Genomic DNA, 15814 nt, shown 5'->3' with positions numbered 1-15814 from the left:
CTGATGATTTACTCGTGGGAACCACTCTATAACATATCACATCTCCTATAGTGAGATGCCAATATTCCTTTTTCATGTGCTTGCCCATACGAAAAGGTTATGCAGAAAAATCATGCCAGATTCAACGGGTGAGAATTTCCCATTTTGTGAACAACTGTCCCATACTGGGAACAGTGAACAGCAGGATGGTATTTCCCTACGTTAAGGAGTAGTAATCTTGTTAGGATGACAATCTATCGAGTCTGTTTCAATCTTTCGGAGGGCCATGTGAGATGAGCCAAACTATTACACAAAAAATTCTTGCACGAGCAAGTGGGCGTGAACAAGTCACTCCGGGTGAAGTGGTTTGGGCGAAGGTGGATATTCTGATGTCTCACGATCCCTGCACACCGGGTGTAGCCAGCGTATTTAAAAAGGAATTCGGGCAGGATGCAAAGATATGGAACCCCGAACGTTTTATTTTAATCCCGGATCATTTTGTCTATTCGGCTGACTCACAAGCTAATCAGAACATTCGGGTGATGCGTGAATTTGCCGCCGAACAGAATATAAAATATTTTTACGATGTAGGGACACCCAATTATAAAGGTGTATGCCATATAGGACTCGCAGAGGGAGGGCATACCCGCCCCGGCGAAGTATTATTGGGCACTGACTCACATACTGTTACTGCGGGTGCTTTTGGTGCATTCGCCATTGGGTTGGGGATCACCGATGCAGCCTATGCGTTAGGGACAGGAGAAATTCCTCTCAAGGTGCCGACTACCATTCGGGTAAATTTTACCGGAACTAAACCAGCCCATGTTTTGGCTAAGGACATGATTTTGTCCGTGTTATCAGAGTTAACTGTCGATGGTGCGACATATCAGGCCATCGAATTTGGTGGGAATGTCATTGATGAGTTATCAGTAGAAGAGCGCATGACGATTTGCAACATGGTTGTTGAGTGTGGGGCTAAGAACGGCATTATGGTTCCCAATCAGGCGACTCTGGATTATTTAGCAGAACGAAATAATCTCCCTTTCGAGATTGTTTACCCTGACGAGGATGCACAGTATAGCCGCGTGTTAAATATTGATGTTTCTACAATGCAACCGAAGATTGCCAAACCCCACTCTCCGGATAATGTCGTTTCTATTGAACAAGTTGCTAATGTTGCCATTTCTCAGGCATATATTGGTTCCTGTACGGGCGGTAAGCTGGAGGATTTTGTTGCGGCGGCCCGCATTATCAAAGGGCATAAAGTTATCATTCCGACTTACGCAGTACCTGCAACAAAAGAAGTTTTCCATAAAACGATTACGACCCAAATTGATGGTGTTTCTGTCTACCAAATTTTAAGTGATGCGGGCGTTAAACTTTCCTCTGAGTCAGGATGTGCAGCCTGTTGTGGCGGCCCACTGGATACTTTCGGGCGTGTCAATGATCCAATATCCGTGATATCTACAACCAATCGTAATTTTGTCGGCAGGATGGGGCATAAACGCGCCAATATTTATCTGGCTTCCCCTTACTCTGTTGCAGCCGCCGCTATTACTGGTCAAATAACAAATCCTGAGGAGTTTTTATGAGTGAGTTAAAGGAAAATATCATTCGGGGTGAGATTTATGTATTGGCCGATAATATTGATACTGACCAGATTCTTTCAGCCGAATACCTTCAGGTTAATCCTTCCACCCCTGAAGGGTATGCACAATTAGCTTCACTGGCGATGTGTGGATTGCCTGAAGGTTCACTGCCTTTCATTGACGAAGGCAAGAAAAAAGCCAAATACCCAATTATTGTGGCAGGGCAGAATTTTGGCTGCGGATCTTCGCGTGAACATGCAGTTGCAGCATTAGGTGCCTCAGGTGTAAAGGTGGTTCTTGCTCAATCTTATGCCCGTATATTCTTCCGGAATTGTGTATCAACCGGGCAGGTTTTGCCTGTTGCAGCACAAGAACGTTTGTGTGACAAATTAGTCACAGGGGACAGTATTGAGATTGATATTGAAAACCAGACGGTCATTCTGCTGAAAAGTGGTGAGAAATATCAAATTGATCCAATTGGTGAACTTGCCAATATTGTATCTGCCGGAGGGTTATTTTCTTACGCCCGTGCGACAGGAAGAATTAAATAATGTGGAATAAACTGCACCTGAAAATTAAAAGGTGCAGTTTCTTTTATTAATTTCTTTCTTTAAAGAAACAGTTCCAGTAAGGAATTCAGGAACAGTTTTCCGTGTTTAGTAATTTGCCAATGTGTTTCGCTTTCAGCAATATAGCCTTTAGCCAGCGCTTCATCAATTTGTGGACGAATGGCACTTTCCGGTAACCCGGTGAAATCACTAAAATCCTGACGTGGCATTGATTCCAGCAAGCGAAAACGGTTCATGAAAAATTCAAATGGACGATCTTCATTATCCACTTGATTTTGTTGATCCAAATAACGCCCCTGCATATAACCGCGTGGATGCTTGGTTTTTACGGTACGAAGGATACGGCCGTCTTCAAACGAGATTTTTCCATGTGCGCCACAACCAATTCCCAAATAATCACCGAACCGCCAGTAATTGAGATTATGCTGACATTGATAACCCGGTTTGGCATATGCTGACGTTTCATATTGTTGATAACCTGCTTCTGTCAGCAATTGATGACCTTGGGAAAAAATATCCCACAATGCGTCATCATCCGGTAAAACCGGAGGGCGAGAGCCGAAACTGGTATTAGGTTCAATCGTCAGTTGATACCAAGACAAGTGTGGCGGAGATAGCTCAATGGCCTGACGCAAATCATTCAATGCTTCATTGAGTGTCTGGTTGGGCAAACCATGCATCAAATCCAGATTGAAGCTGCGTAGCCCAAGTCCGTCAGCTAATTTTGCTGCTCGTTTGGCCTCTTCTGGGCCGTGGATGCGCCCTAAACGGATAAGTTTATCTGAACCAAAACTTTGTACGCCAATGGAAATTCGATTGATGCCCGCTTGTTGATAGGCGCTAAAACGATCGGCTTCAACGGTTCCCGGATTGGCTTCCATTGTAATCTCTGCTTGCGGAGAGAGTGGCAGTGAATCTCTGACACCATCAAGCAATCGCTGCATACCTTCGGCACTTAACAGGCTTGGGGTTCCTCCACCAATAAAAATCGTTGATACCTCACGATCACCAACCATTGGCAGATCAGCATGCAAATCAGCCAATAGATGATCAACATATTCTTGGTGCGGCACGTCCCCTTTTAAGGCATGTGAATTGAAATCACAATAAGGGCACTTTTGCACGCACCACGGAATATGAATATAAAGACTCAGAGGTGGCAACTTAAGCATTGCGCATAGCTTCCAACAACATTGCTAATGCTTTCCCTCGGTGTGAAACGGCATTTTTCTGCTCACGAGTTAATTCGGCTGCTGTGCAGTTAAATTCTGGAGCATAAAAAATGGGATCATAACCAAAACCACCTTTTCCGGCAGGTTCACGGGTAATAAAGCCTGACCAGCGACCGTGAAATACCAAAGGAGTAGGATCTTCAGCATGGCGTAAGAAGACCAGTACACAGTTGAATTGGGCTTGACGCTGTTCATCAGGAATATCGCGCATGGCTTCTAATAATTTTTCCAGATTCTCCTGATCAGAAGCATCATTACCTGCATAGCGAGCGGAATAAATGCCGGGTGTACCGCCCAGTGCGTCAACAGATAATCCTGAATCGTCTGCAATTGCAGGTAAACCTGTAACTGCTGCGGCATGGCGAGCTTTGATGATTGCGTTTTCGATGAAAGTGAGGCCCGTTTCATCGGCTGAATCAACGCCTAAGTCGGTTTGAGCTACGATATCTAAGCCAAAGTCAGCTAATAAATCAGCCAGTTCACGAACTTTGCCAGCATTTCCCGTGGCGAGAACAACTTTTTGCATTGCCATTTATTTAATTAACCTATGTATCCAATTGATCTATTTTATCTAATTAACTTGCAAATATTGACATCAACCATTTCGTCACATCGGAACGCAGGGCATTCAATGCGTAGAGAATAAGAATGACAATCATGGCAGAGAAATCAAGGCCACCCATAGAAGGAATAATACGGCGGATAGGAGCCATTAATGGTTCGGTCAATTGCAGCAGGACATAGTCGACTGGATTGCGCCCTTGACTAACCCAGCTCAATAACGCACGGGCGATGACTAACCAGAATACAAGTTTTCCGGCAGCAGCCAGTAATTCAATCACCCCAAACAAGAATATAACACCAGAAGGTATTAGAAATTGTCCTACGGTAAGCCATATAGACAACAAGATCTTGAGAAGAATAAGCGGGTAGGTGAGAACTACAGACGCTGTATCAATGGGACCAATGGCAGGAATGACCCTGCGCAATGGGCGCACCACAGGTTGGGTAATTTTAACGATAAATTGTGCAAATGGATTATAGAAATCACAACGTGCCCACTGCATCCAGACGCGCAGCAATAAAACGGCAATATATAAATCTAGAACTGTAGAAAAGATGAAGTTTAAAGATTGCATGTAGCAGCCCTGATTGAATTAAACCAATTGAATTAAAATAATTTTTCCATTTCCTGAGCCCGGCGGATAGCGGCTTGCATGGCACTGGACACAATTTCAGGCAGCTTACCTTCATAAAAAATGCGCAGTGCTTCAGCCGTTGTACCGCCTTTAGATGTTACCTGCTCACGCAGAATAGCAAAAGGAAGATCTTTTTGCGTCTCAGCAAGTCTAGCTGAACCCGTGACTGCTTGCAGAACAAGTTCTCTGGCTGTTTCGCTGTCAAATCCCAGACGTTCCGCTTCTTGCTGCATTGATTCCATGAACAGGAAAAAATAAGCAGGGGCACTGCCTGCGACGGCGATAATATTGTTGATACCGCCTTCATCGTTTACCCAGCAAACTTTCCCGACACTGCTCATTAATGAAGCAGCAAATTCACGATCAGATTGCTCAATATGTTCTGGCGCAAACAATCCGCTAATCCCTTGCCCGACAAGAGAAGGAGTATTTGGCATAATGCGGATAATATTGAGGTTATCCTGCAAAAGCATATAAAACCGGGAAATTGGAATACCTGCTGCAATAGAAAGAACGAGTTTTTGACTGAAATTGACATGTGAGTGCAATGACTCACAAACTTCCGCCATCATCTGTGGTTTAACTGCTAGAACAATGACATCAGCTTCTTGAGCGTAATGAATATTATCACTTTGACTGTTAATGCCATATTCTTTTGCCAGCACATCACGGCGGGTTGTATTTGGAGAACAGACAGTGATGAGTTCAGCAGGGTAGCCTTTTCTGACTAATCCGGCAATGATGGCATGAGCCATATTTCCGGCGCCAATAAAGGTGATTTTACGATTTCCCATTAAATAATCTCGCATCATTAGTTAGTTTTAGAGGTTAGATCAGTTGGTTACGTTAAGAACTATACTGACGAGCACCGAATATTGCTGTTCCAATCCTAACCAGTGTAGAGCCACAAGTAATGGCGGCTTCCATATCATCCGTCATACCCATTGATAGTGTGTCAACTTGGGAATATTGCCTTTTCAGTTCGATAAATGCTTGTTCCATTTGGCGAAAAATGGTTATCTGGCGTTCAACATTGTTTTCTGGCGCAGGTATTGCCATCAATCCGCGTAAGATCAGGTTAGGTAATCCATTAATAGTTGCGGCTAGTTCCATTAAATCTTCCAATAAAATACCTGATTTGCTCTCTTCTCCACTGATATTAATTTGGATCAGAATATTGAGAGGCCGTATGTTTTCAGGCCGTTGTTCGCTTAACCGCTGGGCGATTTTCAATCTATCGACGGTATGACACCAATCAAAATTTTCTGCAACCAGACGACTTTTATTGGATTGTAATGGGCCAATAAAATGCCATACTAAATCGTCCCGATGATTAAAGAACTGAATCTTTTCAACCCCTTCCTGAACGTAATTCTCGCCAAATTCCCGCTGACCATTGGCTATAGCTTCTGCGATGGCATCCGCAGGTTTGGTTTTACTAACTGCAAGCAAGGTAATTTCTTCTGGAGAACGCCCGCATTTTTGAACTGCAAGAGTAATGCAGTTCCTGACATCCTGAAGATTTTGTTCGATATTGTTCATAATTGACTCAGGAGATAAAAAAATGAATATGGAAAAATTGGTGTCCCTTAGTGTAAAGCATAATGCTTCCGATCTGCATCTTTGTGTCGGGCAAGTTCCAGTTCTGCGCATCAATGGTATGTTATATCCACAGAAACAATTGGAAGAAATTCAATCCCATACCCTTATGGCATGGGGTGAGAAAACATTATCGGAGATGCAGAAACAGCAGTTACAGAAGCACGGTCATGTCGACTTTGTGGTAGTAATGCCAGATAAACAGCGACTCAGGGGAAATCTATTCTATCAACAATCTCATTTATCGTTGGTATTGCGATTGATTGCAGATAAGTGTCCGACATTGGAACAATTATATGTGCCTGACATTATCCAGCACCTTAGTTTACAGGAGGTGAGTGGGTTGATATTAGTGACCGGAGCGACAGGAAGCGGAAAATCCACTACGCTGTCAGCCATGATTAATGCTTTAAATAGTCAGGCTTGTAAACATATCATCACACTGGAAGACCCAATAGAATTTGTTCACCAAAGTCGGAATTGTTTGATACAGCAAAGACAGATTGGTAAGGATGCCACAGATTATCAAACGGCGCTGAAAGGGGCGCTGCGACAAGATCCTGATGTGATTCTATTGGGAGAATTACGAGATAAAGAGACGATTCGGCTAGCGCTGACTGCGGCCGAAACAGGGCACTTGGTTTTGTCGACGCTGCATACCCGTGGTGCCATTCAAGCGATAGATCGCTTAGTTGATGTTTTTTCCGCAGAAGAAAAAGGTTGGATTCGCAGCCAATTGGCCGGAAGTTTAAAGGCGGTTATTTCTCAGCAACTACTTCCGGCCAAAGACGGCGGTAGGGTAGCTATTCATGAAGTTCTGGTCATCAATCAAGCGGTTAGCCATTTGATACGAGAAGGTAAAAATCATCAAATAGCATCATTGATGCAGACTGGTGCTGCTTGCGGTATGCAAACTTATGAACAAAGCCGACAACAGCGCGAGTCTTTGGGATTGTTGGCAGTGTAAAAAAAGTAAAAAGTAGAGGGTAAAGGTCTCTGGCAATTGTTTTAAGATGAACAGCTTGTGGTAACAGCCATGCCTAATGATGAGTATGGCTATTACTGTACGGTTGTTAGCTATATTGCTGCTCAAACCAGCTTTCCAGAATAATAACAGCAGAAGCGGAATCAACCTTACCTTTATTCAGAGCTTTATAGCCACCGTGATCAAACAAGTGAGAGCGTGCTTCCACGGTGGTCAATCGTTCATCGTGTAGCTCCACTTGAACTCCGAAACGTCCATGTATGCGATTGGCGAATTTACGGGCCTGCGCAGTGACAGGTTGTTCTGTGCCATCCATATTAAGTGGTAGACCGACAATAACCAGATCGGGTTGCCACTCTTTGAGTAGTTTTTCAATGAGTTCCCAATTGGGAGAACCTTCATTTGCTTTAAAAGAAGACAATGCTCTGGCTGTACCCGTAATTTCTTGCCCGATGGCAGCCCCAATACTGTGGGTTCCAAAATCAAAAGCAATAATTGTGCGATTTTTCATCAGGCATGTCCTGCTTGTGATGCAAGATTGTGAATACTAACTCCCAGTAAAGAAGCGGCTTCACGCCAGCGGTCAACGATAGGGATATCGAAAATAATCGAAGGTTCAGCACCGACAGTGAGCCAACTGTTTTCCATAATTTCTTTTTCCAACTGACCTGTTTCCCAACTTGAATACCCGAGAGTCATTAAAATATTTTTCGGTTGGCGTGGTGTTCCCAATGCTTCCAGCACATCTTTGGACGTTGTGATCATAGTGTGATCAGAAATCAGGATGCTGGAGCTGAAACCTGATAGTGGCGTATGCAAAATAAAGCCGTGCTCTTCAGACAGTGGGCCACCGGCCATCACTGGTCGATCAAGATTTATGGTATCGTCTCTATCTTCCGGGGCGATATCTAACTTTTGCAAGATACTTTGGATAGAAACTTGAGCTATTGGCTTATTTATGATTAATCCCATTGCCCCATTTTGATCATGTTCGCAGATATAAACTACAGAACGATTGAAATAAGGATCAGAGAGCGAAGGCATGGCAATAAGAAAATGATGCTGTAGATTCATGTGGTTTCTGATAATTATTTTGGCAATGTAAGAATGATTTGGCCCACCAGTATGTGGGCTCTTATTATAAATGGCAAATGTTGCCAAGAAACGAATGTTGTTTAGCCTGTTATGCTATCTATTTTTCCAATCGTTTTTCGATAGCGTTCATCAACATTCCAGTAATGGAAATTTCTGGGAATGCTGTTTCTATTTCACGTACACAGGTTGGGCTGGTAACGTTGATCTCAGTTAAACGGTCACCAATGATATCCAACCCAACAAAGATTAATCCTTTTTCTTTTAGTACAGGCGCAACTGCGCGGGCAATTTTCCAATCACTTTCTGACAATGGGCGAGCTTCTCCGCGTCCACCGGCAGCAAGATTACCACGGGTTTCTCCCTGAGCCGGGATACGGGCAAGACAATAAGGCACAGGTTCTCCATCAACAACCAGTACGCGTTTATCTCCATCTTTAATGGCAGGCAGAAAATTCTGCGCCATACAATAACGGCTGCCGTGCTCAGTCAGAGTTTCAATGATAACTCCTACATTGGCGTCATCTTGCTTCAGACGGAAGATGGAAGCGCCTCCCATACCATCCAATGGTTTAAAAATGACATCGCCATGTTTTTGATGGAACTCGCGTAAGTTTTTAGCATTGCGGGTGACCAGCGTATCGGGTGTCCATTCAGGGAACCAAGCTGTAAACAATTTTTCGTTACAGTCGCGCAGGCTTTGGGGCTTATTAACGATTAGGCTACCTTTGGCTTCTGCTCTTTCCAGAATGTAGGTCGCATAAATGTACTCAGTATCAAAAGGTGGATCTTTGCGCATTAAAATAACTTGCAAAGTATCGAGGGCGATTTCTTGTTCACTGCCAAATTGATACCATTGCTGTGGATTTTCTTCTACTGTGAGTAAACGAGAACGGGCACGAGCCTCTCCTTGATGCAGGTAAAGATCATTCATTTCCATGTAATGAATTTCCCACCCGCGCTTTTGTGCTTCCAGCAGCATGGCAAAACTAGTGTCTTTTTTGATTTTGATGGATGAAATAGGATCCATCACTATACCGAGTTTGATCATTTTTTCTCCTTAACCCAGATCACCGAAACGCACTTGTAATGCAGTAATTGCGGTGAGTGCAGTAGTTTCTGTCCTCAGGATACGAGGCCCTAACAGGATATCAGTAAATTGATATTTTGCGGTCATTTCTATTTCTTCGGCAGACAATCCTCCTTCAGGTCCAATCAGCAGACGTACTTTTTCCACGGGAAGCGGGAGGGTATTGATACTGTGGCAGGCACGGGGATGCAGATTCAATTTTAGACTTCCATCATTTTCCGCGCACCATGCTTCAAGTGGCATAGCGGGTCGAATCTCAGGAATTCGGTTACGTCCGCATTGTTCACAGGCAGAAATGGCAATTTTTTTCCATTGTTGTAATTTTTTTTCTAATCTTTCTGCATCCAGCTTTACACCACAACGTTCAGACAATAATGGAGTAATTGTATTGACGCCTAGTTCAACAGATTTTTGGATAGTAAATTCCATTTTTTCGCCACGGGACATAACTTGCCCCAGATGCAGGTTCAGTGGTGATTCATGATCAGCTAATTTGCCATTAAGGATAGACACTTTGACCGTTTTTTTACTGGTTTCAGTGAGTTCTGCATCAAAAACCTGATTACTGCCATCAAAGAGTTGCAATGCTTGCCCGTTATTCATTCTAAGTACGCGACCAACGTGATTGGCTGCATCATCACTCAAATAAATTTCAGTTCCTGTTGAGAGCAGTTCAGGATGATAGATGCGTGGAATTCGCATATTTCTTCTTTCCTTCTTTTTTCCGGCATGGCGCAAACAGCCACATTACAAAGTTAATTCATGGCCATGATAAATGAGCGTTGTTTGCGTGATCAAGTTATCTCTTAGCTTAAAGAATACAAGACATCTCCTTGCGAGCTGGCTCGCATATTTATTCTGTAATTGCTTTTTTAGTTAAAATTTTATTGCCAATAGCCGGAATAAAAAATTATTATCCATCTTGTCCTGATTGATGTCAGGAAATAGGGAAAGAAGACAATAACAAGGATGTTATTTATAAAGGGATTTTAATTTTTTACAGATGATGAAAAGGATGTGATTCTATCTTAATTAACATACATTATATAATAATTATTTTTTTCTGTAGTGTTTTATTGTTATTGACTGTCATCGATATAAAAACATATTGCTTGCCAGATGTTATCACGCTTCCTCTATTATGGCTTGGGATTTTGTTTAACGTTGATGGTAATTTGGTTTCGATAAAAAGTTCCATATACGGCGCCATATCAGGGTATCTTTTTTTGTGGTTTTTATATTGGTTATGTCGATATGCTTTAAATAAAGAAGGAATAGGTCATGGTGATCTTAAATTAACCGCAGCAATCGGTGCATGGTTGGGTGTGGAAATAATACCAATATTGATGTTGATGGCTTCATTATCCGGACTATTTGGATTTATAATGATTGGAATAAAAAGAAAATCTTTCCCTGAATTTATTGCATTTGGTCCTTATTTATGTTTTTCCGCAATAGTATTGGTTGGTTGTAGTATTTTTGGATACAGTATTCTTGGCTATAGTATTTTAGACAATAGTGTTTTATAACATGATATTGGGCTTTTTTCTGAGTAAATTTTATATTTAATAGGTTATCTATGGCCAGATAGATAACTATGCAACAATTTGAGAGGTGAATGGAAACATCGTTATTGTTTATCGTTGATGGCTTGCATATTTTTTGTAAAAAGTTCATTCTCTTACTACCTTAGTAGAAGGGATGAATTCTATCATGACATTAAAGATAACAGCCTTATTGGAAAATCAAGTTTTTCCACCTTACAAAGGAGTTCTGGTAGCTAAATCTGGATTGAGTTTACTTATTGAGACCCCAAAAACGAAAATTATTTTTGACACAGGGCCGGATGAGAGTTTTATTTATAACTCTAAGAAATTAAATATAGACTTATCTTCAGTTTCAACAGTAGTGATATCACATGGGCACTTTGATCATTGTGGTGGTTTACCTTTTTTCTCTACTGATGCTAAATTGATTTGTCATCCTGAGGTTAAAAATGAAAGATATTATGGATGGATAATTACGAAGAGTATTGAATTGACATTCAAGAAATTATCCAGAAAAGTCAAGTACGAAATATTTGATACTTTTTTTTCTAAGGAAGAAGTTTATATTAATGATGAATTTTTATATTCAGGAGAGATAAAAAGAGACAAAAATAAGCAATATGGTGTCATAAGAAATAAAAATAAAGATGAAAATTTTTCACCAGATTTTGTCAAAGATGAAGGGGTTTTAATTTATAGAGCAACAAGAGGTCTCATTATTTTCATTGGATGTGGGCATCCAGGTGTAATCGATATCATCGAATATTCCAAAAGAATTACTGGAATAAAAAAAGTATACGCAATTATTGGTGGTCTGCATTTACGTTATGCTTCGCCATTTAAATTATGGACGATTAGGAACTACATCAAAAAAGAAAATATACAGCATGTTTATGCGTGCCATTGTAGTGGGGCATGGGGAAGATTATGGTTGTCAAACTCAAAAAAACTGTCTACCGGGCAATCTATTGAGCTTGATTGATAGTATTTAATGGTGAAATAAGTAAGTTGATATTAAGGGTGGATAACTATTTTAATGAGGTATAATTATAGATTTTTGAACTGTATTCTATCATTTATTATATTGATATTAACTATAAATAATGGGGAGTAAACAGTGGGAAATAAAAAGTGGCGGAGAGAACAGGGAGCGAACCTATATACACATTCTGCACATGCTAGATGTTGAAAGCATCTAGTTGGCTTAGGCCGCTTTTGCATATGCTAGATGTTAGAAGCATCTAGTTAGCTTAGGCTGCTTATCCTGTATACGCTAGACGTTGGAAGCATCTAGTTGGTTTAGGTCGCTATTCTGTATACGCTAGATGTTAAAAGCATCTAGTTGGCTTTAAGCTACTTGCCCTACATATTTTAGATGTTGGAAGCATCTAATTAACTTAGGCTGCTGGCTTTTCTCTCCGCCGACATCAAATTTAAGAAAAGAGGGATTTTTATTCAAGCTGATTTGTTAAGTTATGGACTATTGATCACAACCTCAGTTTATTCATTATTTCAAATATTAAAAATAAGCTAAATATCACATCAGTTAAGGAAACATTATGTTTATTTTATAGGTTTTTTACATCGAAAAATTTATTGTTTTACTGAATTTTGAATGAGGTTAAATGTAAATTATTAGAGTAGGTATTTATACAAATATTATCAGTATTTGATATGGGGTTTTATTTTTACTTCAGGGTATTAAGGTATTTAAAATTGAAAGGGTAAGTTTTATTAAGGAAAGAGTTGAAATTTGATAATTATGATATCAATATCTGGTTGTTGTATTTATTAAAAAGATACTTTCATGATAAAAACAAATCATTGTAAAATATATTATGGTGTTGTTACTATTTTTTAGAATAGTAAAATTAAGTATGATAAATTATATATAAATGATTGTTAATATTATTCTTTTTTAATCTTATTGATATCTGAAGGGATACTAATTATTTTTCTATATAATTGGTGTGGTTTATATGGGCGTTACTATCTGCAACGCCCGTGATATTTTTAACTTATTGAGGCCACTTCATTTCGCCTTTTAATACTTTGGCACTTAGCTCAAGGCTGGATTCGTCAGCAAGGTTTGGATAGTGTTTTTTCATGGCTGAAATCAAAGCATCGGAGTCTTTTGCTTTCGGTAATTCTTTTTCCAATGTAGTCAGATAATTTTGTGTAAAAGTCACGGAATCTAACGTCATTGATGCATTCCCCAAATAGTGGCCCGGAACAACTGTTTCAGGTTTCAGGCTTTTGATGCGATCCAATGTTTGTTCCCAGTGTTTACGTGATTCTTTGGTCTGGGTGTCTGCAATCCATACATGGATATTGTCAGAAACAGTGACACCACCGACAACTGCTTTCAGTTTAGGGATCCAGACAAAAGTGCGATCTGCGGCTGGGCCATTTAAACCTTCAACAATTAGTTTTTCACCATCAACAGTAAAGGAATTTCCTTTCAATGGCTCGGGCACGACGATCTTTTTTGGTGCCTGATCTGCAAGAATGCCACCCCAATAAGCCAGTTTACCGTCTTTGGTTTCATTGATTGCTTTGATAGTCTCTGGTGATGCGATGACTTTGGCGTCGGGGAAAGCTTCGGTGATCACATCAAGGCCAAAGTAAAAATCAGGATCGGATTGACTGATGTAGATCGTTGTCAGTTTTTTACCTGTTTGCTGGATCATTTTTACCAGTTCTTGTGCATCATTTTTCTTAAATTGAGAATCGATCAGAACAACTTCATGATCACCACTGATAATTTCAGAAGAAACGGGGAAGATACCTTTTTCACCAGGGTTATAAATATCTAATTTGAGATCAGCTGCTTGAGCCAGTGATGCCATTCCCAAAGAAAGGGTCGCCGCCAAAGCGATATTTAATGTTGTTTTGCGAGCCATAATCGAATTCCTATATCAACGTGCTTGTGTGCTGTAATGGTATGTATAATAAGTTGCATATTTCGATTTAAAAACCCCAAAATCAGCAATTATTTGTTGCATAAATCGAACTAATTAGGGCGAAGAAAATAGATAGGTTGGCCGAAATGGATAGGATCACAGCAGCACAAGTGTTTGTTACGATTGTTGAACAGGGCAGTCTAATCGCGGCAGCAGATCGGTTGGATATGTCGCGGGCGATGGTATCGAGATATTTGGCTGAGATGGAAAAGTGGGCGGGAGTTCGCTTATTGCATCGTACAACACGTAAAATTGGCCTAACTTCAGCGGGTGAAAATACTTATCAACGCAGCCTTAAGTTAATGGAACTGGCAGAAGGGATGCCTGTGCAGCAATCTTTGGAAGCGCAAACCTTAAAAGGATTGTTACGTGTGAGTTGTTCCCAATCGTTGGGTATTAGTGCGCTGGCGGTTGCTATTCCTGAGTTTATGCGGATGTATCCACAGATTGCTGTCAATTTGCAGATGAATAATAAAGTTGTCAATTTGGTAGAAGAACGCATTGATTTGGCGATCCGTATTACTAATAATCTGGAACCAAATCTGATCGCTCGTCCATTATCGACTTGCCATTCTATTGTTTGTGCTGCACCGTCTTATTTAGCGGGAAAATCTATTCCCCAAAACCCTGCGGATTTAACATCACATAACTGCCTGACCTATAACTTTTTTGGCAAAAGTTTATGGGTATTTGAAAAACAGAATGAATACTATTCAGTCCCGGTCAGCGGTACGTTAAGTGCCAATGAGTCGACCGTATTGATGGAAGCTGCTTTGCTGGGGGCGGGGGTTGCAATGCAGCCTTACTATTCTGTTTCTTCTTATTTGATGTCAGGACAATTAGTTGAGTTGTTACCTGATTATCAACCTCAGGCTATGGGAATCTATGGTATTTATGCTAGCCGCCAGAATATGCCATCTACTTTACGGGCACTTTTAGATTTTTTGGCGGGTTGGTTTGCTGAATCGACCTATTGGCAGCAATTAATGTCTAAGCCCTAATATTGAAACGCTGATGCCAATTTTTCGGGTAATAGCGCAGCCTGCTGTTTTAAATGAGTAATGAAAGCTTCAACTGGTTCTGAGGAGGGTCGGTGTATGGGCTTGATTAAACTTACTGTAAATGGAATATCGATGCTGAATGCCCGAATACAAATATCTGAATTAATATCCAAATAATCCAATGCAGTTAGCGGGTTTACGATAGAAACCCCGATTCCTTCGTTAATCATGGTGCAAATTGAGGCTGCGCTGTGAGTTTCAATCACCATTTTGCGATTAACCTGATGTTCAGTAAAGATTGTATCAATGAGCTGTCTGTAACTATCTGTGATCGATAGGCTGATAAATTTTTGATTGTGAAAATCTGCTGGTGTCAGTTGTGATTTTTGACTGAGAGGGTGATTGGTAGGTAAGACGCAAACTTCATTTAAGGTGATCAACGTTTCTCGTTCAGTACCTGCTGGGGTCTGTAAATGTTCGGTTAAGCCGATATCGTGGCGCTGTGCTGAAAGCCACTCTTCCAACAAAGGAGATTCTTGCGGAATAATAGTCAGTTTGGCTTCTGGATAGTATTCGATAAAACTACGGCAGGCTTTTGGTATTAAAGATTGGGAGAACATTGGCAAACAGGCAATGGACAATTGTGCCTGTTCAAATTGTCGGATACTGTCAGCTGCGTTGATTATTCTTTCCAGTCCATAATAAGAGCGTTGCACTTCCTCAAATAATCGCAATCCTTGCGCAGTGGGAAACAGACGTCCTTTGATTCGATCAAACAATTTAAATTTTAGTAATTGTTCAAGGCGTGCGAGTTCACGGCTAACCGTTGGTTGGGAAGTTTTCAGTAATAATGCTGCATCAGTCAGGTTTTTAGTGGTCATTACAGCATGAAAGATTTCAATGTGTCGCCATGAGCAGGGATGCATATATTGGTCTCTTTAATGACTAAGCTCTTCTTCAAACGAAGAA

Annotated in this window: 17 protein-coding genes; 6 read left to right on the top strand and 11 right to left on the bottom strand. The window is 40.9% G+C overall.

Features of this window, described 5'->3' with window-relative positions:
- The first annotated feature begins 272 nt into the window (after positions 1 to 272).
- Together Xvie_RS03555 and Xvie_RS03550 are read left to right on the top strand one after the other, a co-directional pair.
- Complete coding sequence (locus Xvie_RS03555) at positions 273 to 1571, top strand: 3-isopropylmalate dehydratase large subunit (RefSeq protein WP_086107985.1); 1299 nt, start codon at positions 273 to 275, stop codon at positions 1569 to 1571.
- Positions 1568 to 2119, top strand: coding sequence for a LeuD/DmdB family oxidoreductase small subunit (locus Xvie_RS03550; protein WP_086107984.1), 552 nt, complete (start codon positions 1568 to 1570; stop codon positions 2117 to 2119). The genes Xvie_RS03555 and Xvie_RS03550 overlap by 4 nt, the downstream gene beginning before the upstream one ends.
- Positions 2120 to 2178: 59 nt before the next feature.
- Here the strand turns inward: Xvie_RS03550 and hemW are convergent, their stop codons facing one another.
- From hemW to Xvie_RS03525, 5 genes are read right to left on the bottom strand one after another with little or no spacing between them, the layout of a single operon-like run.
- Positions 2179 to 3309: a radical SAM family heme chaperone HemW gene (gene hemW / locus Xvie_RS03545; protein ID WP_086107983.1), complete on the bottom strand. Its 1131-nt coding sequence runs from the start codon at positions 3307 to 3309 to the stop codon at positions 2179 to 2181.
- Complete coding sequence (locus tag Xvie_RS03540) at positions 3302 to 3895, bottom strand: XTP/dITP diphosphatase (protein WP_086108076.1); 594 nt, start codon at positions 3893 to 3895, stop codon at positions 3302 to 3304. The genes hemW and Xvie_RS03540 overlap by 8 nt, the downstream gene beginning before the upstream one ends.
- Before the next feature lie 49 nt (positions 3896 to 3944).
- Positions 3945 to 4508, bottom strand: coding sequence for a YggT family protein (locus Xvie_RS03535; protein WP_086107982.1), 564 nt, complete (start codon positions 4506 to 4508; stop codon positions 3945 to 3947).
- A gap of 32 nt (positions 4509 to 4540) precedes the next feature.
- Positions 4541 to 5362, bottom strand: coding sequence for a pyrroline-5-carboxylate reductase (gene proC, locus Xvie_RS03530; RefSeq protein ID WP_086107981.1), 822 nt, complete (start codon positions 5360 to 5362; stop codon positions 4541 to 4543).
- 52 nt (positions 5363 to 5414) lie between these two features.
- On the bottom strand, positions 5415 to 6110 hold the full coding sequence (locus Xvie_RS03525; RefSeq protein WP_086107980.1) for a YggS family pyridoxal phosphate-dependent enzyme: 696 nt from the start codon (positions 6108 to 6110) through the stop codon (positions 5415 to 5417).
- A 22-nt stretch (positions 6111 to 6132) separates the two neighbouring features.
- On the opposite strand from Xvie_RS03525, the gene Xvie_RS03520 reads away from it, so the two are divergent.
- A complete protein-coding gene (locus tag Xvie_RS03520; RefSeq protein WP_086107979.1) occupies positions 6133 to 7134 on the top strand; it encodes a type IV pilus twitching motility protein PilT in 1002 nt (333 codons plus the stop codon).
- 106 nt (positions 7135 to 7240) lie between these two features.
- Here the strand turns inward: Xvie_RS03520 and ruvX are convergent, their stop codons facing one another.
- From ruvX to rsmE, 4 genes are all read right to left on the bottom strand, one after another.
- Positions 7241 to 7663, bottom strand: a complete 423-nt coding sequence (gene ruvX / locus Xvie_RS03515) for a Holliday junction resolvase RuvX (RefSeq protein WP_086107978.1) — start codon at positions 7661 to 7663, stop codon at positions 7241 to 7243.
- A complete protein-coding gene (locus Xvie_RS03510) occupies positions 7663 to 8226 on the bottom strand; it encodes a YqgE/AlgH family protein (RefSeq protein WP_086108075.1) in 564 nt (187 codons plus the stop codon). Before Xvie_RS03510 ends, ruvX begins: the two co-directional genes overlap by 1 nt.
- Positions 8227 to 8344: 118 nt before the next feature.
- Positions 8345 to 9295, bottom strand: coding sequence for a glutathione synthase (gene gshB / locus Xvie_RS03505; RefSeq protein ID WP_086107977.1), 951 nt, complete (start codon positions 9293 to 9295; stop codon positions 8345 to 8347).
- Positions 9296 to 9304: 9 nt separating this feature from the next.
- Positions 9305 to 10036: a 16S rRNA (uracil(1498)-N(3))-methyltransferase gene (gene rsmE, locus Xvie_RS03500; RefSeq protein ID WP_086107976.1), complete on the bottom strand. Its 732-nt coding sequence runs from the start codon at positions 10034 to 10036 to the stop codon at positions 9305 to 9307.
- Positions 10037 to 10359: 323 nt separating this feature from the next.
- On the opposite strand from rsmE, the gene Xvie_RS03495 reads away from it, so the two are divergent.
- A complete protein-coding gene (locus Xvie_RS03495) occupies positions 10360 to 10863 on the top strand; it encodes a prepilin peptidase (RefSeq protein ID WP_339373923.1) in 504 nt (167 codons plus the stop codon).
- 184 nt (positions 10864 to 11047) lie between these two features.
- Positions 11048 to 11863 (top strand): MBL fold metallo-hydrolase, encoded by an 816-nt coding sequence (locus Xvie_RS03490; RefSeq protein WP_086107974.1) that lies wholly within the window; start codon positions 11048 to 11050, stop codon positions 11861 to 11863.
- Positions 11864 to 12899: 1036 nt separating this feature from the next.
- Here Xvie_RS03490 and Xvie_RS03485 read toward each other — a convergent pair.
- Positions 12900 to 13784 carry an MBL fold metallo-hydrolase gene (locus tag Xvie_RS03485; protein ID WP_086107973.1) on the bottom strand — a complete coding sequence of 295 codons (885 nt, stop codon included), beginning with the start codon at positions 13782 to 13784 and terminating at the stop codon, positions 12900 to 12902.
- 146 nt (positions 13785 to 13930) lie between these two features.
- Between Xvie_RS03485 and Xvie_RS03480 the strand changes: the two genes are divergently transcribed.
- Entirely contained in the window at positions 13931 to 14845 is a 915-nt protein-coding gene (locus Xvie_RS03480) for a LysR family transcriptional regulator (RefSeq protein WP_086107972.1), read from the top strand.
- On the opposite strand, the gene Xvie_RS03475 is transcribed toward Xvie_RS03480, so the two are convergent.
- Entirely contained in the window at positions 14842 to 15771 is a 930-nt protein-coding gene (locus tag Xvie_RS03475) for a LysR family transcriptional regulator (RefSeq protein ID WP_086107971.1), read from the bottom strand. The two genes, Xvie_RS03480 and Xvie_RS03475, sit on opposite strands and share 4 nt — an antisense overlap.
- Positions 15772 to 15814 lie beyond the last annotated feature (43 nt).

Source organism: Xenorhabdus vietnamensis (assembly GCF_002127535.1).
Classification (GTDB): Bacteria; Pseudomonadota; Gammaproteobacteria; order Enterobacterales; family Enterobacteriaceae; genus Xenorhabdus; species Xenorhabdus vietnamensis.
This window is presented reverse-complemented; position numbering and strand designations above follow the sequence as displayed.